Consider the following 19,116-nt stretch of genomic DNA (forward strand, 5'->3'; position numbering starts at 1 on the left):
TGCTTAGCGAGTGGTTACTTCAGTAGCTGCGAAGAAGTACGAGATTTCACGAGCAGCTGCGGCTTCGGAGTCCGAACCGTGAACAGCGTTGGCGTCGATGGAATCAGCGAAGTCAGCGCGGATGGTGCCGGCAGCAGCTTCTTTAGGGTTGGTAGCGCCCATCAGCTCACGGTTCAGAGCGATAGCGTTTTCGCCTTCCAGAACCTGAACAACAACAGGACCGGAGATCATGAAAGCAACCAGGTCGCCGAAGAAACCACGAGCGCTGTGCTCAGCGTAGAAGCCTTCAGCTTCAGCTTTGGACAGTTGCTTCAGTTTCGAAGCTACAACGCGCAGGCCGGCTTTTTCGAAACGAGTGGTGATTTCGCCGATGACGTTTTTTGCAACAGCGTCAGGCTTGATGATGGAGAAAGTGCGTTGAACAGCCATGGTGTAACTCCAGAAACGGTAATTTGCGAAAAATTAAACCCGCGAATTATACGCGGGTTCTTGGGTATTGCCTAACCTGCGAGGACGATCAGTCCAATTCTTCAGCCCAGAGCGTCTGAACCGCTTCCAACACCTTCTCGCCAACACGACCAGAGGTATTGTCAAAATCCGGCAGCTCTTTGATCCATTGCTGCAGATCGACGAAATTGACAGAAAACGGGTCTACGCCCGGTTTGGCCTCGGCCAATTCTTCTGCAATACGTTGAACATCATTCCAACCGTAGCTCATGACAGTCTTACCAGTCAGTGCGGCGCTTCAGCCGCATGGTTAAGCGAATATTTCGGAATTTCGACGGTGATGTCTTCTTCACCGACGATCGCCTGGCAAGCCAGACGCGATTGCGCTTCCAGGCCCCAGGCGCGATCGAGGAAGTCTTCTTCCAGCTCGTCAGCCTCTTCCATCGAGTCGAAACCCTCGCGGATGATGCAGTGGCAAGTGGTGCAAGCACAGACGCCGCCGCAGGCGCTTTCCATCTCGATGTGGTGTTCGTGGGCCAGTTCGAGAATCGAGGTGCCGGGCGCAGCCTCGACCACCATGCCTTCAGGGCAGAACTTCTCGTGGGGCAGAAAAATGACCTGCGGCATCAGATATCCTCGATTTCATTCAGATTGCGCCCCGACAGAGCGGCTTTCACCGTCAGATCCATGCGGCGGGCAGCAAAAGCATCGGTCACTTGCGACAGACGCTTGGTCTGCTGCTCGATGGCGTAACCATCAGTGCCTTTCATCAGTTCGGCCAGTTCCTGCAACTGCAGATCGATGACCATGCGCTCTTCGGCGTCGAGCAAACGCTCGCCATCGGCCTCCAGAGCGCCCTGCACCGCTTCGATCAAGCGTTGGGCATCGACTTGCTGCTCACGCAGAACGCGGGCGACTTTGTCGTCATTGGCATGCTGGAACGAATCCTTGAGCATCTTGGCGATTTCGCCGTCGGTCAGACCGTAGGACGGCTTGACCTGAATGCTTGCCTCAACGCCTGAACCCAACTCACGGGCGGAAACGCTGAGCAGACCGTCGGCATCGACCTGGAAGGTCACACGAATCTTCGCCGCACCGGCGACCATCGCTGGAATGCCGCGCAATTCGAAGCGCGCCAGCGAGCGGCAGTCACTGATCAGCTCACGCTCGCCCTGCAATACGTGGATCGCCATGGCCGACTGGCCATCTTTATAAGTAGTGAAATCTTGTGCGCGAGCGACGGGGATGGTGGTGTTGCGCGGAATCACCTTCTCCATCAGGCCGCCCATGGTTTCCAGCCCCAGGGACAGTGGAATCACGTCGAGCAGCAGCAGTTCGCCACCATCGCGTTTGTTGCCAGCCAAGGTGTCGGCCTGGATCGCGGCACCGATGGCCACCACTTGATCCGGATCGATTTCGGTCAGCGGCTGACGACCGAAGGCTTCGGCAACGGCTTCGCGAACACGCGGAACGCGCGTCGAACCGCCAACCATGACCACGGCGTGCACGTCTTCCAGCTCAATACCGGAATCACGGACAGCGCGGCGGCAGGCTTTCAGGCTGCGAGCGACCATTGGCTCGATCAGCGCATCGAAGGCTTCACGGGTCAGCTGTGCTTTCCAGTCGCCATAGGCCACTTCAACGCTGGCCGCATCGGTCAGGGCTTCTTTGGCCGCGCAAGCGGTTTGCAGCAGATTGCGTTGTGCGCCCGGATCGAGATCGGCAGACAGGCCCGCGCTCTCGATGATCCAGCCGGCAATCGCGTGATCGAAGTCATCGCCACCCAGCGCGCTGTCGCCGCCAGTGGCCAGAACTTCAAAAACACCGCCGGTCAGACGCAGAATCGAAATATCGAAAGTACCGCCGCCGAGGTCATAAATCGCGACCAGGCCTTCAGCATGCTGATCCAGACCGTACGCCACAGCGGCAGCGGTCGGCTCGTTGAGCAGGCGCAGCACGTTCAGACCGGCGAGTTTCGCCGCATCCTTGGTGGCTTGGCGCTGAGCATCATCGAAGTAAGCAGGAACGGTGATCACCGCACCAACCAGCTCACCTCCCAAGGTCGCTTCAGCGCGCTGACGCAGCACCTTGAGGATATCGGCGGAGACTTCGACCGGGCTTTTCGGGCCCTGCACGGTATCGATGAACGGCATGTGCGATTCGCCACCGACAAAGCGGTATGGCAGTTGCTCGCCCAATTGCTTGACGTCGGACAGACCACGACCCATCAAGCGCTTGACCGACAGCACGGTGTTCAAAGGATCGGAAGCGGCGGCCAGTTTGGCCGACTCGCCGACTTCGACGTGATCGGCGTGGTAACGCACAGCGGACGGCAGGATGACCTGCCCGTTTGCGTCGGCCAACGGCTCGGAAAGACCACTGCGCAACGCAGCGACCAGCGAATTGGTAGTGCCCAAGTCGATCCCCACAGCCAGACGACGCTGGTGCGGTTGAGGACTTTGGCCGGGTTCGGCGATCTGCAGTAGGGCCATCGTGATCAGGACTTATCTGTATATCAGGCGTGCGACCGGAGCGGCACTGGGTTAATCGTCGAGGCGCTCTTCTAACTGGCGCACTTCGTAGGTGAGCTTGTCGAGGAACTGCATGCGCCGCATCAGGCGTTCGGCCTGTTCGCGTTGCGCCGCATCATCCCAACAGGCTGCGAAGCTTTCATTGAGTTCTTCCTGAGCCACTTTCAGGCGCCGCTTGAACACCGCGACACCTTCGAGGTCAGCACTGTCCTGGAGGTCTTCGAGCTCTTCGCGCCATTGCATCTGCTGCAGAAGAAACTCGGGATCATGGACCGTGACTTCCATCGGCACTTCATGCCCGCTGATGGTCAGCAGGTAGCGTGCGCGCTGGGCCGGACTCTTGAGCGTCTGATAGGCGTCGTTGAGCCGCGCAGACTGCTCGAGTGCCGACCGCTGCTCACGCTCGGAAGCGTCGGCAAAGCGATCAGGATGAACGCCGCGCGCCAACTCACGATAGCGCGTAGCCAACTGCTCGAGATCCAGACGGAAACCCGGTTGCAGCTCGAATAAAGCGAAATGACAAGGAATACCCACGACAAGCCTCAGATGTTGAAGCTTTCGCCGCAGCCACATTCACCGCGTACGTTGGGGTTGTTGAACTTGAAGCCTTCGTTCAACCCTTCCTTGACGAAATCGAGCTCGGTGCCGTCCAGGTAGGCCAGGCTTTTCGGGTCGATGATCACTTTTTCGCCGTGACTCTCGAACACCTGATCCTCTGCAACCACCTCGTCGACAAACTCCAGCACGTAGGCAAGGCCGGAACAGCCTGTGGTGCGAACACCCAGACGAATCCCTTCACCTTTGCCGCGCCCGTCGAGGGAGCGCCGCACGTGTCGAGCAGCCGCTTCTGTCATGCTGATAGCCATCGGTGACTCCTTACTCGTCGCCAAATCCAGAAAGTCAGATCAAGCCTTTCTTCTGCTTGTAATCGCGAACAGCCGCTTTGATAGCGTCTTCAGCCAGTACCGAGCAGTGAATTTTCACTGGCGGCAGGGCCAGTTCTTCGGCCAGCTGAGTGTTCTTGATGGTTTCGGCTTCGTCCAGGGTCTTGCCCTTCATCCACTCGGTGGCGAGGGAGCTGGAAGCGATGGCCGAACCGCAGCCGTAGGTCTTGAACTTGGCATCTTCGATGATGCCAGCGTCGTTGACCTTGATTTGCAGACGCATCACGTCGCCGCACGCCGGAGCGCCGACCATGCCGGTGCCGACATCAGGATCTTCCGCGTTCATCTTGCCGACGTTGCGCGGGTTTTCGTAGTGGTCGATGACCTTTTCGCTGTAAGCCATGATTCTCAATCCTCACTCATCAGGGCCGCTCTTGAGACCCTGCAACTGCGCTGCGTAAACCGCCGCGTCGCTACAGGATCTGTATCTGGCGGCTTCTATATTTAGTGTGCCGCCCACTCGATTTTCGAGATATCGACGCCGTCTTTGTACATGTCCCACAGCGGCGACAAAGCGCGCAGCTTGGTAACGGCCTCGCAGACTTTCTGCGCGGCGTAGTCGATTTCTTCTTCGGTGGTGAAACGGCCGAAGGTGAAGCGGATCGAGCTGTGTGCCAGTTCGTCGTTGCGGCCCAGGGCGCGCAGTACGTACGAAGGCTCCAGCGACGCCGAGGTGCAGGCCGAACCGGACGATACCGCCAGATCCTTGAGCGCCATGATCAGCGACTCGCCTTCAACGTAGTTGAAGCTCAGGTTCAGGTTGTGCGGAACGCGGGCGGTCAGGCTGCCGTTGACGTACAGCTCTTCCAGATGCTCGACCTGCTTGTAGAAGCGGTCGCTCAAGGCTTTGATACGGACGTTTTCAGCAGCCATGTCTTCTTTGGCTACGCGGAACGCTTCACCCATACCGACGATCTGGTGGGTCGCCAGGGTGCCGGAACGCATGCCGCGCTCGTGACCGCCGCCGTGCATGGTCGCTTCGATGCGTACACGCGGCTTGCGGCTGACGTACAGCGCGCCGATGCCTTTAGGGCCGTAGGTTTTGTGGGCGGAGAACGACATCATGTCGACTTTCAGTTTCTGCAGGTCAATCTCGACCTTGCCAGTGGACTGAGCGGCGTCGACGTGGAACAGAACGCCCTTGGCGCGCAGCATTTCGCCGATCGCGGCGATGTCGTTAACGGTGCCGATTTCGTTGTTCACGTGCATTACGGAGACCAAAATGGTGTCTTCGCGCAGTGCAGCTTCAATCATGGACGGGGTGATCAGACCGTCTTCGGTCGGCTCGAGGTAAGTAACCTCGAAACCTTCACGCTCCAGTTGGCGCATGGTGTCGAGGACAGCCTTGTGCTCAATCTTGGAGGTGATCAGGTGCTTGCCCTTGGAGCCGTAGAAATGTGCCGCGCCCTTGATTGCCAGGTTGTCGGACTCGGTAGCACCGGAAGTCCAGACGATTTCGCGCGGATCAGCGTTGACCAGATCGGCCACCTGACGACGGGCGTTTTCAACGGACTCTTCAGCCTTCCAGCCGAACACGTGGGAACGGGACGCCGGGTTACCGAAGTTTCCGTCGACCAGCAGGCATTCACTCATTTTTTGCGCAACACGCGGATCAACCGGGGTGGTCGCAGAGTAATCAAGGTAAATCGGCAATTTCATGGACTATCTCCTAAATCAGGGCTGGCGTGCCGCTAGCTCTCTGGCTGTCATTCGACGGCGGACGCTTCAATCTTGTCCAGGCGTGGCGCCTTGCTGTTGCAACGGCGCTGGTCCTGACGCTGGGCTACTTCTTGCACCTCACGGCGAGTCACAAGATCAGCCAAGCTGATACCACTTAGAAATTCGTGAATCTGCAGGCTCAAATCGCACCACAGATGATGGGTCAGGCAGGTGTCGCCGGAATGGCAATCGCCCTGGCCCTGGCATTTGGTGGCATCGACCGATTCATTTACTGCATCGATCACCTGGGCGACCTGGATACCCTGCATCTCGCGGGACAACTGGTAGCCACCACCCGGGCCGCGAACACTGGAAACCAGGTTACTGCGGCGCAGCTTGGCGAACAGCTGTTCGAGGTAGGACAGGGAGATGCCTTGGCGCTCGGAGATATCGGCCAGGGACACGGGCCCGTGCTGCGCGTGCAACGCCAGGTCGAGCATGGCGGTCACGGCGTATCGGCCTTTTGTAGTCAGTCGCATGGACAGTTACCACGGAGTTCAGAATGGGGCGAGTATGCAATTCCCGAGTATTTAAGTCAACTTTAAGACCTAGTACTTTAGTCAGGTTTACCCGCAAAAGAGCGCGCGAATGATAGCAGGGTCTGCGGCCTAATGGCACACCGGTTGACGCAAGCCTCTGTAGGAGCTAGCTGGCTTTGGACTCGTCTTTGCCTTTGACGCAGGCGAAGTCTTCTTCACGCAGTTCAGGCAGATCTTTCGCACAGTAATTGCTACCCAGATCCTTCAGCGCGCCGCACATCCCCTCCAGCCGCCCGTCCACCGCTTGCAGGTGATCGAGCAACTGACCAATGGCGCGCGCCACCGGGTCAGGCATGTCTTCGCTGACGCCGTAGGCATCGAAACCGATCTTCTCGGCCATGGCCTTGCGCTTGGCATCCTGCTCTTCATCGGACTTGACGATGATGCGCCCGGGAATACCGACAACAGTGGCGCCCGGCGGCACTTCTTTGGTCACCACGGCGTTGGAACCAACCTTGGCACCAGCGCCGACGGTGAACGGGCCGAGCACCTTGGCGCCCGCGCCCACGACCACACCATCACCCAGCGTCGGGTGGCGTTTGCCCTTATTCCAGCTAGTGCCGCCGAGGGTCACGCCCTGATAAATAGTCACGTCATCGCCAATCTCGGCGGTTTCACCGATGACGATACCCATGCCATGGTCGATAAAGAAACGACGACCGACCTTGGCCCCCGGATGAATCTCGATCCCGGTCAGCCAGCGACCGAAGTTCGACACCAGCCGCGCCAGCCATTTCAGCTCGTTGCGCCAGAGCATGCCGGCCAATCGATGGATCCAGATCGCATGCATGCCGGGGTAGCAGGTCAGGACTTCAAAAGCGTTACGCGCCGCCGGGTCTCGATGGAATACGCTCTGGATATCTTCACGCAAACGCTCAAACATCATTTAGTCCTTCCGCTTAAGAAGCTCACCACGGGCCGCTTTCTGGGTTTCCGTGAGGATGCCACGCAAAATATTCATTTCCGCCCGGCTGACCGAGCTGCGTCCGTACAACCGACGCAGGCGCGCCATCAAGTGCCGTGGTTTCTCGGGATCGAGGAATTCGATGGCGACCAGTGTCTGCTCCAGATGCTCATAGAAGCGTTCCAATTCATCCATGGTCGCCAGCTCGGCGCTTTTCACCGAAGCCACTTCTTCTTTCTCGATCTTGCTCGGCTGGCCTTGGGCGGCCAGCCAGGCCATGCGCACCTCATAGCTCAACACCTGCACCGCCGCGCCGAGGTTCAGCGAACTGAACTCAGGGTCGGAGGGGATATGCACGTGAAAGTGACATCGCTGCAGCTCTTCGTTGGTCAGACCGGAATCTTCACGACCGAATACCAGAGCGATTTCGGCGCCCTGCCCGGCTTCCTCGACTACTTTGGTGCCGCACTCGCGCGGATCCAGCAGTGGCCAGGGAATGCGGCGGTCACGGGCGCTGGTGCCAAGCACCAGATTGCAGCCGACCAAGGCATCTTCCAAGGTGGCGACGACTTGCGCATTTTCAAGGATGTCACCGGCACCGGAAGCACGAGCATCGGCTTCGTGGTGCGGGAAGACCCGCGGTTCGACCAGCACCAATCGCGACAGACCCATGTTTTTCATGGCGCGCGCGGCCCCGCCGATGTTGCCGGGGTGGCTGGTATTGACCAGGACGACACGAATGTTCTGCAGCAAGGGAGGCGCTCTCGGACACAGGAAAGGGGTGCAAATCTTACAGAACAGCCTACCGTTAAGCTATGAAAGCGAACAGCGTCCTTCACCTGAAGAAAAGTTCTGATAGAATGCGCGGCTTTCTTTAACAACCTTAGGTGACACATCCATGCAGCCCATGCTGAATATCGCGCTGCGCGCCGCCCGCAGCGCCAGTGAACTGATCTTCCGCTCCATCGAGCGCCTGGATACCATCAAGGTCGACGAAAAAGACGCCAAGGATTATGTATCCGAGGTCGATCGCGCCGCTGAACAGAAAATCATCGACGCCCTGCGCAAGGCATACCCGAATCACTCGATCCAGGGTGAAGAGACCGGCATGCACGCCGGCACCGGTATCGAAGGCGAAGAGTACCTGTGGATCATCGATCCACTGGACGGCACCACCAACTTCCTGCGTGGCATTCCTCACTTCGCTGTCAGCATTGCCTGTAAGTACCGTGGCCGCCTGGAGCACGCAGTGGTTCTGGACCCGGTTCGCCAGGAAGAATTCACCGCCAGCCGTGGTCGCGGCGCTCAACTGAACGGTCGTCGCCTGCGCGTCAGCGGTCGTACCAGCCTTGACGGCGCCCTGCTGGGTACCGGTTTCCCGTTCCGTGACGACCAGATGGACAACCTCGACAACTACCTGGGCATGTTCCGCGCCCTGGTTGGCCAGACTGCCGGCATCCGCCGTGCCGGTTCGGCAAGCCTGGACCTGGCTTATGTCGCTGCCGGTCGTTTCGACGCGTTCTGGGAATCGGGTCTGTCCGAGTGGGACATGGCTGCAGGCGCCCTGCTGATTCAAGAAGCTGGCGGCCTGGTGAGCGACTTCACCGGCGGTCACGACTTCCTTGAAAAAGGCCACATCGTTGCCGGCAACACCAAATGCTTCAAGGCAGTACTGACGGCGATCCAGCCGCACCTGCCGGCTTCGCTGAAGCGCTAAGCTTCACGCGAAAGGAAAAAAGCACCCTTCGGGGTGCTTTTTTTATGCCTGGAATTCGATCTTCAGACCACCAAAATCTTCATGTGGGAGCGAGCCTGCTCGCGAATGCATTCTGACAATCAACATTGATGCCCGCTGGCACACCGCATTCGCGAGCAGGCTCGCTCCCACAGGGGGGGGGCACGGTTTAGCCAAAAACTGCGGGCACAAAAAAAGCACCCCGCAGGGTGCTTCTTGTTAAAACAGTCGGTACTTACTGAGCCGGCTCATTCTGCGACAGAATCAGCTTGCCTTCCTTGTCGACCGGAATCTGGTTGCCCGGATCACGATCCATCCGCACCTTGCCCTCCTTGCCATCGAGCGAGTAACGCACGTCGTAACCGACGACCTTGTCGCTGATGTCGTTGACCGTGTTGCAGCGGGTTTGCGTGGTGGTGTAGGTGTCACGCTCTTGCATGCCTTCCTGCACCTTGTTACCCGCATAACCGCCACCGACCGCACCGGCCACCGTGGCAATTTTCTTGCCGGTGCCGCCGCCAATCTGATTACCCAGCAAACCACCTGCCAGCGCACCGACGACGGTACCGGCAATCTGGTGTTGATCTTTTACCGGTGCCTGACGAGTCACTGTCACGTCCTTGCACACTTCACGTGGAGTCTTGATCTGTGTTTTAACCGGTTCAACGGCCAATACTTGCGCATACTCAGGGCCGCTTTTAACCAGGCTGTAGGTGGCAACAGCACCCCCGGCAGTTACACCGACAGCACCCAATACCGCACCAACCAGCAACGACTTGTTCACATGAACCTCCTGACCATCACATGCGGGACGCGCCCGCGCTTCTCCCAGCCTTGGAGCATAAAAAAAGGCGCGAGTTCAACTCGCGCCTTTCTTGGGCTGACAGCCGGGAAAACGATGGCCGTTATGGACGGTCGTCGACTTCCTTCTCGGTGTTGGCCGGAGGAATCAGATCCTCGGTAGTCAGATTCAACCAGATCAGCACCACGTTAGCGATGTAGATCGACGAGTAAGTACCCGCCAGAACCCCGATAAACAGCGCGATCGAGAAGCCGAACAGGTTGTCACCGCCGAAGAACAGCAGTGCCGCGATCGCCAGCAAAGTCGAGATCGACGTTGCCATGGTGCGCAGCAGGGTTTGCGTGGTCGAGATGTTGATGTTCTCGATCAGCGTTGCCTTGCGCAGGACACGGAAGTTCTCACGAACCCGGTCGAATACCACGATGGTGTCGTTCAGAGAGTAGCCGATGATCGCCAGCACCGCCGCCAGCACGGTCAGATCGAAAGTGATCTGGAAGTACGACAGGATACCGATGGTTACGATCACGTCGTGAATCAGCGAAACGATGGCGCCGACCGCGAATTTCCACTGAAAGCGGAAAGCCAGGTAGATCAGGATGCCGCCGAGCGCCAGCAGCATGCCGAGGCCGCCCTGGTCACGCAGCTCTTCACCGACCTGCGGGCCGACGAACTCGACACGCTTGACCGTTGCCGGGTTGTCGCCGCCGACCTTCAGCAGCGCTTCCGCCACCTGATGGCCCAGTTGCGGGTCTTCACCCGGCATCCGCACCAGCAGATCGGTAGTCGCACCGAAGCTCTGCACGATGGCTTCGTGGTAACCCGACGTCACCAGCTGCTCACGCACCTTGGTAACGTCGGCCGGACGCTCGTAGGTCAGCTCGATGAGCGTACCGCCGGTGAAGTCCAGACCCCAGTTCATGCCCTTGGTAGCGACACTGAACATAGCCAGCAACGTGAGGAATACTGTGACGCCGAACGCGAAGTTGCGAACGCCCATGAAGTTGATTGTACGTAACATGGCAGCCCCTTAAATCCACAACTTCTTGAAGTCACGCCCGCCGAAGATCAGGTTGACCATTGCGCGGGTCACCATGATGGCCGTGAACATCGAGGTAAAGATCCCGAGGGACATGGTCACTGCGAAACCTTTGACCGGGCCGGTGCCCATGGCAAATAGAATCCCGCCGACCAACAAGGTAGTCAGGTTGGCGTCGAGAATCGCGGTGAATGCCCGGCCGAAGCCTTCGTTGATTGCACGCTGCACAGTCATGCCGGCGGCGATCTCCTCACGGATCCGCGAGAAGATCAGCACGTTGGCGTCGACCGCCATACCCATGGTCAGCACGATACCGGCGATACCTGGCAGGGTCAGCGTTGCACCCAGCAGCGACATCAAGGCCAGCAGCAGCACCATGTTCACCGCCAGTGCGACGGTGGCGATGATGCCGAAGAAGCGGTAGATGGCGATGATGAACAGCGACACGAACAGCATGCCCCACAGCGACGCATCGATACCTTTGGTGATGTTGTCCGCACCCAGGCTCGGGCCGATGGTGCGCTCTTCAGCGAAGTACATCGGAGCAGCCAGACCACCGGCACGCAACAGCAGCGCCAGTTCGGACGATTCGCCCTGACCGTTCAGGCCAGTGATGCGGAACTGAGCACCCAGCGGCGACTGAATGGTCGCCAGACTGATGATCTTCTTCTCTTCCTTGAACGTTTGCACCGCAACGTCTTTCTCGACGCCATCAACCACTTGCTTGGTGTAAGTGGTGACCGGACGCTGTTCGATGAAGATCACCGCCATGCTGCGACCGACGTTAGAACGGGTGGCGCGGCTCATCAGCTCACCACCGTGACCATCCAGACGGATGTTCACTTCTGGTGTGCCGTGCTCGCCAAAACCAGCCTTGGCATCGGTAACCTGGTCACCGGTGATGATCAGGCCACGCTCGATCTGCGCTGGCGGACGATTGCCTTCACGGAACTCAAAAGATTCGGAGGTGGCTTTCGAAGCACCCGGCTCAGCAGCCAGACGGAACTCAAGGTTGGCCGTCTTGCCGAGAATACGCTTGGCTTCGGCAGTGTCCTGCACGCCCGGCAGCTCAACCACGATGCGGTTGGCGCCCTGACGCTGAACGATTGGTTCGGCAACACCCAGCTCGTTGACGCGGTTACGTACCGTGGTCAAGTTCTGCTTGATGGAGTATTCACGGATTTCCGCCAGCTTGGCCGGGGTCATCGCCAGACGCAGCACCGGTTGACCGTTGAGGTCGGCCGGAACAATGTCGAAATCGTTGAAGTTCTTGCGGATCAGTGCACGGGCCTGTTCGCGGGAGTCTTCATCGCTGAAGCCCAACTGAATGGCACCGCCCAGTTGCGGCAGGCTGCGATAGCGCAGCTTCTCTTTGCGCAGCAGGCTCTTGACGTCGCCTTCGTAGACTTTCAGGCGTGCATCGAGGGCTTTGTCCATGTCCACTTCCAGCAGGAAGTGCACACCACCGGACAAGTCCAGACCCAGCTTCATCGGGTGCGCGCCCAGGTTGCGCAGCCATTGCGGGGTGGTCTGTGCCAGGTTCAGCGCGACAACGTAGTCGTCACCCAATGCCTTGCGCACAACGTCTTTGGCCGGCAGTTGGTCTTCAGCCTTGCTCAGACGGATCAGACCGCCCTTGCCGTTGGCTGCCAGCGTGGCGGCCTTGACGTTGATCCCGGATTCCTTGAGCGCAGTGCTCACACGGTCCAGATCAGCCTGATTGACCTGCAGCGCAGTGCTTGCACCGCTGACCTGAATGGCCGGGTCATCAGGATAAAGATTGGGAGCGGAATAAATCAGACCGACCGCCAGCACCGCCAGGATCAGAATGTATTTCCACAGAGGATATTTGTTCAGCATCACGCCGCCCGTTATGAACGCGGGGCGCCTTGCGCGCCCCGTCGATTGAGTAGAAGTTGTTGCTTCAGATCGCTTTCAGCGTGCCTTTTGGCAGCGTGGCGGCGATGGCGCCTTTCTGGAACTTCATTTCCACGGTGTCGGAAACTTCCAGAACCACGAAGTCATCGGCAACTTTAGTGATCTTGCCGGCGATGCCGCCAGTGGTCACAACTTCGTCACCTTTCTGCAGGCTGCTCAGCAGGTTCTTCTGCTCTTTGGCGCGCTTGGCCTGTGGACGCCAGATCATCAGGTAGAAGATGACCAGGAAGCCGACCAGGAAAATCCACTCGAAACCGCCGCCCATTGGGCCGGCAGCAGCCGGTGCAGCCGCGTCAGCCATGGCGTTAGAGATAAAAAAGCTCATTTAGCACTCCAGTTGCAAATGTTGAATCTTGGGGTCAGAAAACTCAGTCCAAAGGCGGAACGGGGAGCCCGCGTTTGGCGTAGAAGGCATCGACAAAGGCGGCCAATGTACCCTGTTGAATAGCCTCGCGCAAACCAGCCATCAGCACCTGATAATGGCGCAAGTTGTGGATGGTATTGAGCATGCTTCCCAGCATTTCGCCGCACTTGTCCAGGTGATGCAGATAAGCGCGGGAGAAGTTCTGGCAGGTATAGCAATCGCAGGTCGGATCCAGCGGCGATTCATCATGGCGATGGAACGCGTTACGGATCTTCAGCACGCCTGTATCAATGAACAGATGCCCATTGCGGGCATTACGGGTTGGCATCACGCAATCGAACATGTCCACACCGCGGCGCACACCCTCAACCAGATCTTCCGGTTTGCCAACGCCCATAAGGTAACGAGGTTTGTCAGCCGGCATCATGCCCGGCAGATAATCCAATACTTTGATCATCTCGTGCTTCGGCTCGCCCACCGACAGACCGCCAATGGCCAGGCCATCAAAGCCGATCTTGTCGAGGCCTTCCAGCGAGCGCATGCGCAGATCCTGGTGCATGCCACCCTGCACGATACCGAACAGCGCCGCGGTGTTTTCACCGTGGGCATTTTTCGAGCGCTGAGCCCAGCGCAGCGACAATTCCATCGAAACGCGCGCGACGTCTTCGTCAGCCGGGTACGGCGTGCATTCGTCGAAGATCATCACGATGTCGGAGCCGAGATCGCGCTGCACCTGCATCGACTCTTCCGGGCCCATGAACACTTTGGCGCCGTCGACCGGGGAGGCGAAGGTCACGCCCTCCTCCTTGATCTTGCGCATCGCGCCAAGGCTGAACACCTGGAAACCGCCGGAGTCAGTGAGGATCGGGCCTTTCCACTGCATGAAATCATGCAGGTCGCCGTGTTCCTTGATCACTTGGGTGCCAGGGCGCAGCCACAGGTGGAAGGTGTTGCCCAGAATGATTTCTGCGCCGGTGGCAACGATGTCACGCGGCAACATGCCCTTGACCGTGCCGTAAGTGCCCACCGGCATGAACGCCGGGGTCTCGACGGTTCCACGCGGGAAGGTCAGACGACCACGACGGGCCTTGCCATCGGTGGCCAGAAGTTCAAAGGACATGCGACATTCGCGACTCATTCTGTTTCCTCTGGGCCGGTTTCTTTAGGGGCAGTAGGTGCGGGATTACGGGTGATGAACATCGCATCACCGTAGCTGAAAAAGCGGTAACCGTTGTCGACGGCGGACTTGTAGGCAGCCATGGTCTCGGGATAACCGGCAAATGCCGAAACCAGCATCAACAGCGTGGATTCCGGCAAATGGAAATTGGTCACCAGGGCATCGACCACATGGAACGGTCGGCCCGGGAAGATAAAGATATCGGTGTCGCCACTGAACGGCTTGAGCACGCCATCGCGCGCGGCACTTTCCAGCGAACGCACGCTGGTGGTGCCGACAGCAATCACCCGACCACCGCGCGCACGGCACGCTGCGACCGCATCGACCACATCCTGGCCGACTTCCAGCCACTCGGTGTGCATGTGGTGATCTTCAAGCTTCTCGACGCGCACCGGCTGGAACGTCCCCGCGCCCACGTGCAGCGTGACGAAAGTGGTCTCAACGCCCTTGGCCGCAATCGCTTCCATCAGCGACTGATCGAAATGCAGCCCCGCCGTCGGCGCCGCCACCGCACCGAGTTTCTCGGCGTACACGGTCTGATAACGCTCGCGATCCGAGCCTTCGTCCGGGCGGTCTATATAAGGAGGCAACGGCATGTGCCCGACACGGTCGAGCAACGGCAACACTTCTTCAGCGAAGCCCAGCTCGAACAACGCATCGTGACGCGCAAGCATTTCTGCCTCGCCACCGCCGTCGATAAGGATCTTCGAACCCGGCTTCGGCGACTTGCTGGAACGCACATGGGCCAGCACGCGATGCGTATCGAGCACCCGCTCAACGAGGATTTCCAGCTTGCCGCCGGACGCTTTCTGCCCGAACAGTCGCGCCGGAATCACCCGGGTATTGTTGAACACCATCAAATCGCCCGGGCGCAAATGCTCAAGCAAATCAGTGAATTGACGGTGTGCAAGGGCGCCGCTCGGCCCGTCAAGGGTCAGCAGGCGACTACCGCGACGCTCGGCCAAAGGGTGGCGGGCGATCAGCGAATCAGGGAGCTCGAAAGTAAAGTCAGCAACGCGCATGATGGGGTTCGTCTAGCAGGGCCGGAAAGTCTAGCGGAAATATCGAAAATTCTCTATGTACCTGATTGACCGACGGTAATCTCATCTCTATACTTCGCCGCCATTGAGCCCTGATGGCGGAATTGGTAGACGCGGCGGATTCAAAATCCGTTTTCGAAAGGAGTGGGAGTTCGAGTCTCCCTCGGGGCACCACATAGCAGTATCTGAGAGTCTCTACCAGCCTCTCAGACCCAGAGAAACCGGCCACTAGGCCGGTTTTTTTTGTGTCTGCCTGTTTACCCTTGTCTCCCCTTATCCGTTGTATCCCTGTATCCCTCCTTGTATCCTGAGAAAAATACCGAACTTTGGGATACAAGGATGAAGCGCGCAGACATCAAGCGCCGCCCTCTCGCTGACACGACACTTGCGGGATTGGAGCCGGAATCAAAGGAATACCGAGAGCTGGATGGGAACGGCTTATATTTCCGGGTCAAACCGGATGGGGGCAAGTCATGGCAACTCCGGTACAAGCGGCCTGCAGGTAACTGGGCATGGATGGGCCTCGGCGGCTATCCAGAAGTCAGCGGCGCACTTGCCCGCGAAAAGGCAGCCGATCTACGAAAGGTTGTCAGTAGCGGTGCCGACCCTCTTGAACGAAAGCGCTCGGCAAAAGCCGCAATCGATGCAGCTCGAACTCGAACCTTTAGAGCGGCTGCGGAAGCTTGGCTGAAGGCAAAGGAGGAAAAAGGTCTCGCTCCCTCCACCCTCAATAAAATCCGCACCTATCTCGACAAGGACATTCTTCCAGCGCTTGGTGATAAACCTCTGGACGAAATAACCCGAACCGATTGTGCAAATCTCCAGGCCTCCCTCGAAGATCGAGAGGCGCATAACGTTGCTGAAAAATGTAGGACGTGGGTCAATCAGATCTTCGGCAGAGCAATCGGCTTGGGACTGACAGAAAACGATCCAGGTAGCCGTCTACGCGACATCGCAGCTCGAGCACCGAAGACTCAACAACACCCTCATTTGCTAGAGCCCGAACTCGGCGAGTTTCTCACCGCTTTAAAGAATACCCCCAGCAGACTGACTGCACGAACGGCGGCATGGCTCTGCATATGGACAGCCTCAAGGCCCGGCATGGTTCGTCTAGCGGAGTGGAAAGAGTTTGATCTAGATAAAGCTCTTTGGACTACACCTTCATCGAAAATGAAGATGCGCCGAGACTTCGTGTGCCCCCTTCCCAGCCAAGCGTTGGTCGCACTCAAAGAGCTGCACGCTTTGACCGGTCGCAGCCGTTGGCTGTTTCCTGGAGTTGGCGCAAAGAATCCGACTATCAGTGAAAACACAATCAATAAGGTATTCGCAACGATTGGCTACAAAGGACGTCTTGTTGGCCACGGCACACGGCACACGGCTAGCACGCTGCTTCGTGAGCACGGATGGCCTAAAGAACATGTGGAAGCGCAATTGGCCCACAAAGAAGAGGGAATCTCGGGGGTCTATAACAAAGCCCAGTACCTCGAACAACGGAAAACCATGATGCAGTGGTACGCCGATCATCTGGACAAGTTACAGAATGGGAACGTCGTGCCGGGTGAGTTGAAGCAGGCGATTTGACTATGCAAATCCTGAGTCCTCAAAAAATCGGTGTTCCGCGTGTTCCATGTGTTCCGATACAGCTTAAAGCCTCTCATTTCGCGGCTTTCAAGCATGGAACACAACTAGTGCTCAAATGGAACACATGGCCGATGGCACACAAAAGGTGTTCCAGAATCGCCGACACTTTCCTGGAAAATATCATCTCCTCACTGGCGGTTACCAAGGTTTGCCGGGAGCAGATGCTCGCGGTTTTTAGGTCACGTAAACGGGGCGGGGGGATGAATGGTGAGTAAAAAATTTTACTTGGGTGCTCCCCTCGACATTGAAGGCTGGGAGGTTGTCGAGACGCTTGAGCGATTCACACTGTACGACGAATTTGTAGACCGCATTGATGATGCTCTTGAAGTAATCCGACAGGGCCAGGAGCATTGGTTGAGTCATCAGACAAATGGAAAATGGTCGGTTGAATCCGTTCGTGTCCTGGCTAATGTAAGACCACTTTCCTACAACATACTCAAACAATTTGAACGCTTCACGGACGACTTACCCCGCTGCGTTCGCTGGACATTAGGGGAGTCTTCCAATTCGGCTATCACCGATAGCCAGTACATTGCCGCGCTGGCGATTGATCAAGCTTGCCGTGTCATTGAGACGCTGGAGAGGTGGTTGCGTGGCTTCGATGAGGATCTATGTGCGGGAAACATTGAGAATCTGACGGCTCTGATTGCCGGTGCGTCAGACGACATTACGGATTTTGTGGAAGAGGTACGCCGCGAGAAACCGCATCTGGAAATCGAAGCACGTGAGGCGGTCGCGGATCTGATGGGTACAGCCCGGTATTACATGACCTTAGCGAACGTTTACGCCTCTCCGCTTTTGAGCAGCGCAGATAAGATCCGGATTAGTGCAACTGCGCGCAAAGCGGGCAACAGCTCGGTAGCCATACGCCGTGAAGCCTCGATAGATCGCAATGAGAGCATTTGCTCCCACGCTAAGCGGCTGCTCAATGATGGGCGGCCAGAAAGGGAGATTGTTGGCATTATTGTTGGCACCGACTCTGCGCTAAAAATGCCAGGAGGGACCGCCAAGCTTTCCACAAAACAAATTCGCAATATTCTAGTCGCCGGTGGAATATTTCGTGCGGACAAAGATAACCGTTAAAATAAAACCGACTGTCTACTTAGCATAAAAATATTTGGGAGCAAGAGAGTTGTTTAATCGCTTTTTGATTTGGACGGGCATATTGCGACCGGTAGAATCGTTCGCGGACATAGTCTTAAATAACAGGAGAGCTAGGAGTTTTGCAATCGCAACCAGCGCGCTTGCACTGATCTCTATTGGGATTAATTACGCCATGTGGATTTTCCCCATATTCGAAGACCCAGACTTTGGAAACACAGCAGTAAGAAGCTATCTTTCTACTGACTTCTATAAGACCGAGTCCGAAGAAGCGGTAAGACAACTGGGGCTTTACAACGAAGGAAATATAAACGGAAGGGCAATCGACCTTAAATTTTTCTACCCTTTCCGAGGGGTAACAGTAAAACACGAAATGACCCTGGTTCCACGCGAAGAAAAAAAACCAGACGGGGGGAGTAAGTATAAATTTGAAAATTCTTTTAAAATCTCACTAAACCTACTTGATCTAATGCTTTTCATCCTCCTACTCGGAGGCCTGTTAGCGGTCGGCGTTTTTGCGATATTAAATCGACCGCCAAAGGCGTTAGTTGAACGCGAAGAGTCTATTTTAAAGGATTTTTTCTCTATTGATGACAAAAGCCCGCCCACTGAAGATCTAGAAGACACGGACCGTTTTACATTAGTTGAAAAAATCTGCGCTCGCTTCCATCTCGTGGTGAAACAATTGCAATCTCGTCACGGAGGGCGCGACGGCCTAGAAATTAACGATGAGTACGACACCCAGGATCTACTGCACGCACTTCTGCATATCCATTTTGACGATATCAGACCTGAAGAGTGGACGCCTAGTTATGCAGGCGGTGGATCTAGAGTAGACTTCTTGTTAAAAGACGAAAAGATTATTATTGAAATAAAAAAGACTAGACCTACTTTAAAAGGCAAGGATGTAGGCGCAGAACTAATCGTCGACTCACAGAGATACAAGGCACATCCAGATTGCAAAAAACTTCTTTGCTTTGTATACGATCCGGAGGGATGGATTTCCAATCCCAGAGGCCTGGAAAATGATCTTAACAAAAAGGAAGAAAACTTCGAATTAAAGGTGTTAATCATACCGAAAGGCCATTAAAGCCTCAACCACACTAGCCAACTCGGAAGCAAGGCTAAATGAATATTTTAATTTTAAATATAACATTTAGCCCGCCCCCCACACTACAAAAACTGAAAACCAATTTAA

21 protein-coding genes and 1 tRNA gene are annotated in these 19,116 nt (G+C 56.9%); 5 read left to right on the plus strand and 17 right to left on the minus strand.

Translation table 11 applies throughout. The annotated features are described in order from the left end of the window. Positions 1 to 3: 3 nt before the first annotated feature. The 11 genes from ndk to trmJ form a co-directional block, all read right to left on the minus strand. On the minus strand, positions 4 to 429 hold the full coding sequence (gene ndk, locus CKW26_RS09295) for a nucleoside-diphosphate kinase (RefSeq protein WP_007916882.1): 426 nt from the start codon (positions 427 to 429) through the stop codon (positions 4 to 6). Positions 430 to 517: 88 nt separating this feature from the next. Further along, on the minus strand, positions 518 to 718 hold the full coding sequence (iscX, locus tag CKW26_RS09300; protein ID WP_008084655.1) for a Fe-S cluster assembly protein IscX: 201 nt from the start codon (positions 716 to 718) through the stop codon (positions 518 to 520). Between the two features lie 14 nt (positions 719 to 732). Continuing rightward, positions 733 to 1,074 (minus strand): ISC system 2Fe-2S type ferredoxin, encoded by a 342-nt coding sequence (fdx, locus tag CKW26_RS09305; RefSeq protein ID WP_007916885.1) that lies wholly within the window; start codon positions 1,072 to 1,074, stop codon positions 733 to 735. After that, positions 1,074 to 2,939 carry a Fe-S protein assembly chaperone HscA gene (hscA, locus tag CKW26_RS09310; RefSeq protein WP_093430652.1) on the minus strand — a complete coding sequence of 622 codons (1,866 nt, stop codon included), beginning with the start codon at positions 2,937 to 2,939 and terminating at the stop codon, positions 1,074 to 1,076. Before hscA ends, fdx begins: the two co-directional genes overlap by 1 nt. Positions 2,940 to 2,990: 51 nt before the next feature. After that, entirely contained in the window at positions 2,991 to 3,512 is a 522-nt protein-coding gene (gene hscB / locus CKW26_RS09315) for a co-chaperone HscB (RefSeq protein WP_095048351.1), read from the minus strand. Positions 3,513 to 3,520: 8 nt separating this feature from the next. Beyond that, positions 3,521 to 3,844 carry an iron-sulfur cluster assembly protein IscA gene (iscA, locus tag CKW26_RS09320; RefSeq protein ID WP_003227904.1) on the minus strand — a complete coding sequence of 108 codons (324 nt, stop codon included), beginning with the start codon at positions 3,842 to 3,844 and terminating at the stop codon, positions 3,521 to 3,523. Positions 3,845 to 3,878: 34 nt separating this feature from the next. Continuing rightward, positions 3,879 to 4,265 carry a Fe-S cluster assembly scaffold IscU gene (gene iscU, locus CKW26_RS09325; RefSeq protein ID WP_007916892.1) on the minus strand — a complete coding sequence of 129 codons (387 nt, stop codon included), beginning with the start codon at positions 4,263 to 4,265 and terminating at the stop codon, positions 3,879 to 3,881. A gap of 101 nt (positions 4,266 to 4,366) precedes the next feature. Further along, the gene (locus tag CKW26_RS09330) at positions 4,367 to 5,581 is read right to left on the minus strand and encodes an IscS subfamily cysteine desulfurase (protein WP_095048352.1); all 1,215 of its coding nucleotides are present in this window, start codon (positions 5,579 to 5,581) and stop codon (positions 4,367 to 4,369) included. Between the two features lie 47 nt (positions 5,582 to 5,628). Next, positions 5,629 to 6,120, minus strand: coding sequence for a Fe-S cluster assembly transcriptional regulator IscR (gene iscR / locus CKW26_RS09335; protein ID WP_038362955.1), 492 nt, complete (start codon positions 6,118 to 6,120; stop codon positions 5,629 to 5,631). Positions 6,121 to 6,286: 166 nt separating this feature from the next. Continuing rightward, on the minus strand, positions 6,287 to 7,063 hold the full coding sequence (gene cysE / locus CKW26_RS09340) for a serine O-acetyltransferase (protein WP_007916901.1): 777 nt from the start codon (positions 7,061 to 7,063) through the stop codon (positions 6,287 to 6,289). Between the two features lie 3 nt (positions 7,064 to 7,066). Continuing rightward, on the minus strand, positions 7,067 to 7,837 hold the full coding sequence (trmJ, locus tag CKW26_RS09345; RefSeq protein WP_007916903.1) for a tRNA (cytosine(32)/uridine(32)-2'-O)-methyltransferase TrmJ: 771 nt from the start codon (positions 7,835 to 7,837) through the stop codon (positions 7,067 to 7,069). A gap of 145 nt (positions 7,838 to 7,982) precedes the next feature. On the opposite strand from trmJ, the gene suhB reads away from it, so the two are divergent. Further along, positions 7,983 to 8,801, plus strand: a complete 819-nt coding sequence (gene suhB / locus CKW26_RS09350) for an inositol-phosphate phosphatase (RefSeq protein ID WP_095048353.1) — start codon at positions 7,983 to 7,985, stop codon at positions 8,799 to 8,801. Between the two features lie 253 nt (positions 8,802 to 9,054). Here suhB and CKW26_RS09355 read toward each other — a convergent pair whose 3' ends face one another. The 6 genes from CKW26_RS09355 to queA all read right to left on the minus strand — a co-directional run bounded on the left by CKW26_RS09355 (position 9,055) and on the right by queA (position 15,158). Next, positions 9,055 to 9,603 carry a glycine zipper 2TM domain-containing protein gene (locus tag CKW26_RS09355; protein WP_007916907.1) on the minus strand — a complete coding sequence of 183 codons (549 nt, stop codon included), beginning with the start codon at positions 9,601 to 9,603 and terminating at the stop codon, positions 9,055 to 9,057. 121 nt (positions 9,604 to 9,724) lie between these two features. Continuing rightward, a complete protein-coding gene (gene secF / locus CKW26_RS09360) occupies positions 9,725 to 10,639 on the minus strand; it encodes a protein translocase subunit SecF (RefSeq protein ID WP_095048354.1) in 915 nt (304 codons plus the stop codon). Positions 10,640 to 10,648: 9 nt separating this feature from the next. Next, the gene (gene secD / locus CKW26_RS09365) at positions 10,649 to 12,517 is read right to left on the minus strand and encodes a protein translocase subunit SecD (protein ID WP_095048355.1); all 1,869 of its coding nucleotides are present in this window, start codon (positions 12,515 to 12,517) and stop codon (positions 10,649 to 10,651) included. 64 nt (positions 12,518 to 12,581) lie between these two features. After that, positions 12,582 to 12,920 carry a preprotein translocase subunit YajC gene (yajC, locus tag CKW26_RS09370; RefSeq protein ID WP_007916913.1) on the minus strand — a complete coding sequence of 113 codons (339 nt, stop codon included), beginning with the start codon at positions 12,918 to 12,920 and terminating at the stop codon, positions 12,582 to 12,584. 43 nt (positions 12,921 to 12,963) lie between these two features. Beyond that, a complete protein-coding gene (gene tgt / locus CKW26_RS09375) occupies positions 12,964 to 14,079 on the minus strand; it encodes a tRNA guanosine(34) transglycosylase Tgt (RefSeq protein ID WP_163004798.1) in 1,116 nt (371 codons plus the stop codon). Positions 14,080 to 14,093: 14 nt separating this feature from the next. Beyond that, a complete protein-coding gene (queA, locus tag CKW26_RS09380; protein ID WP_095048356.1) occupies positions 14,094 to 15,158 on the minus strand; it encodes a tRNA preQ1(34) S-adenosylmethionine ribosyltransferase-isomerase QueA in 1,065 nt (354 codons plus the stop codon). 107 nt (positions 15,159 to 15,265) lie between these two features. On the opposite strand from queA, the gene CKW26_RS09385 reads away from it, so the two are divergent. From CKW26_RS09385 to CKW26_RS09405, 4 genes are all read left to right on the plus strand, one after another. Continuing rightward, positions 15,266 to 15,350: transfer RNA gene (locus tag CKW26_RS09385), tRNA-Leu, on the plus strand. A gap of 165 nt (positions 15,351 to 15,515) precedes the next feature. Further along, on the plus strand, positions 15,516 to 16,757 hold the full coding sequence (locus CKW26_RS09390) for a tyrosine-type recombinase/integrase (RefSeq protein ID WP_095048357.1): 1,242 nt from the start codon (positions 15,516 to 15,518) through the stop codon (positions 16,755 to 16,757). A gap of 264 nt (positions 16,758 to 17,021) precedes the next feature. Then, on the plus strand, positions 17,022 to 17,900 hold the full coding sequence (locus tag CKW26_RS09400; protein ID WP_095048359.1) for a hypothetical protein: 879 nt from the start codon (positions 17,022 to 17,024) through the stop codon (positions 17,898 to 17,900). A 193-nt stretch (positions 17,901 to 18,093) separates the two neighbouring features. Continuing rightward, complete coding sequence (locus CKW26_RS09405) at positions 18,094 to 19,008, plus strand: hypothetical protein (protein WP_256579888.1); 915 nt, start codon at positions 18,094 to 18,096, stop codon at positions 19,006 to 19,008. Positions 19,009 to 19,116 lie beyond the last annotated feature (108 nt).

The sequence above is a fragment of the Pseudomonas sp. Irchel s3h9 genome (assembly GCF_900187475.1).
Classification (GTDB): Bacteria; Pseudomonadota; Gammaproteobacteria; order Pseudomonadales; family Pseudomonadaceae; genus Aquipseudomonas; species Aquipseudomonas neuropathica.

What these genes read in the sequence shown, in the direction of transcription:
- CKW26_RS09390 (WP_095048357.1), top strand. Translation starts at nt 15,516, where the DNA reads ATGAAGCGCGCAGACATCAAGCGCCGCCCTCTCGCTGACACGACACTT.
- tgt (WP_163004798.1), bottom strand. Translation starts at nt 14,079, where the DNA reads ATGTCCTTTGAACTTCTGGCCACCGATGGCAAGGCCCGTCGTGGTCGT.
- fdx (WP_007916885.1), bottom strand. Translation starts at nt 1,074, where the DNA reads ATGCCGCAGGTCATTTTTCTGCCCCACGAGAAGTTCTGCCCTGAAGGC.
- iscX (WP_008084655.1), bottom strand. Translation starts at nt 718, where the DNA reads ATGAGCTACGGTTGGAATGATGTTCAACGTATTGCAGAAGAATTGGCC.
- CKW26_RS09330 (WP_095048352.1), bottom strand. Translation starts at nt 5,581, where the DNA reads ATGAAATTGCCGATTTACCTTGATTACTCTGCGACCACCCCGGTTGAT.
- secD (WP_095048355.1), bottom strand. Translation starts at nt 12,517, where the DNA reads ATGCTGAACAAATATCCTCTGTGGAAATACATTCTGATCCTGGCGGTG.
- ndk (WP_007916882.1), bottom strand. Translation starts at nt 429, where the DNA reads ATGGCTGTTCAACGCACTTTCTCCATCATCAAGCCTGACGCTGTTGCA.
- iscA (WP_003227904.1), bottom strand. Translation starts at nt 3,844, where the DNA reads ATGGCTATCAGCATGACAGAAGCGGCTGCTCGACACGTGCGGCGCTCC.
- secF (WP_095048354.1), bottom strand. Translation starts at nt 10,639, where the DNA reads ATGTTACGTACAATCAACTTCATGGGCGTTCGCAACTTCGCGTTCGGC.
- CKW26_RS09405 (WP_256579888.1), top strand. Translation starts at nt 18,094, where the DNA reads ATGTGGATTTTCCCCATATTCGAAGACCCAGACTTTGGAAACACAGCA.
- suhB (WP_095048353.1), top strand. Translation starts at nt 7,983, where the DNA reads ATGCAGCCCATGCTGAATATCGCGCTGCGCGCCGCCCGCAGCGCCAGT.
- hscA (WP_093430652.1), bottom strand. Translation starts at nt 2,939, where the DNA reads ATGGCCCTACTGCAGATCGCCGAACCCGGCCAAAGTCCTCAACCGCAC.
- queA (WP_095048356.1), bottom strand. Translation starts at nt 15,158, where the DNA reads ATGCGCGTTGCTGACTTTACTTTCGAGCTCCCTGATTCGCTGATCGCC.
- cysE (WP_007916901.1), bottom strand. Translation starts at nt 7,063, where the DNA reads ATGTTTGAGCGTTTGCGTGAAGATATCCAGAGCGTATTCCATCGAGAC.
- yajC (WP_007916913.1), bottom strand. Translation starts at nt 12,920, where the DNA reads ATGAGCTTTTTTATCTCTAACGCCATGGCTGACGCGGCTGCACCGGCT.
- CKW26_RS09400 (WP_095048359.1), top strand. Translation starts at nt 17,022, where the DNA reads ATGGTGAGTAAAAAATTTTACTTGGGTGCTCCCCTCGACATTGAAGGC.
- iscU (WP_007916892.1), bottom strand. Translation starts at nt 4,265, where the DNA reads ATGGCTTACAGCGAAAAGGTCATCGACCACTACGAAAACCCGCGCAAC.
- iscR (WP_038362955.1), bottom strand. Translation starts at nt 6,120, where the DNA reads ATGCGACTGACTACAAAAGGCCGATACGCCGTGACCGCCATGCTCGAC.